Below are 611 nucleotides of genomic sequence, written 5' to 3'. Positions count from 1 at the left end.
AAAGCAGCAGCTTGAGCAAGCCACGCAGCAATACACCGAAGGGGCCAATGCCGTGACCAGTGCCGGCACGCAGGTGGACAATAAAGACACCCGAACGTCGGTTGAGCAGTTTGCGCATGACTTTGCGATTAACGCCAGCAACACCAAGTCTCTTGGTGTAAGTGCCATGCAAAGCCAATCGGATTTAGATGCTCTGTCGAATACTCAAACGCGCCTCGACTCTGGCAGTGCCAGTTTTACGGCCAACGCGATTCAAGGCTTCCAGAATTACTTGGAAAAAGACATAGGATTAAACCAACCAGACGTCCAACGCCTAATGACCGCTTACCAACCGGAAGATATTGCCGAGGCGAAAGAGCAATGGCAATACTACACACGCACTGAAGAGTTCACCACCATGGCGGGACTCGATGGTGACACGGCGAAGATTGTGGCAACAATGGAGAAAGCGCATGAAACCACCACCCCAACCCAACAACCAGAACTGACACCCGAGCAAAACAACACGATGGAGAAAGGATGGGCTAGTACCGTCGATACCGTGGCACACACCCGCACCGAGATGCTGCATACCAAGGGAACGGGCGGACTCTTTAATCAAGCGCGCTTTG

At 52.7% G+C, this 611-nt stretch carries 1 pseudogene; it reads left to right on the top strand.

The features are described 5' to 3' along the window. Positions 1-611 (top strand): annotated as a pseudogene (locus AB4589_RS23850) (conjugal transfer protein TraG); the annotation flags it as partial.

The organism is Vibrio sp. 10N.222.49.A3, assembly GCF_041475145.1.
GTDB lineage: Bacteria > Pseudomonadota > Gammaproteobacteria > Enterobacterales > Vibrionaceae > Vibrio > Vibrio tasmaniensis_A.
Note: the sequence above shows the minus strand (reverse complement) of the source record. Positions and strands in the feature narration are given on the sequence as shown.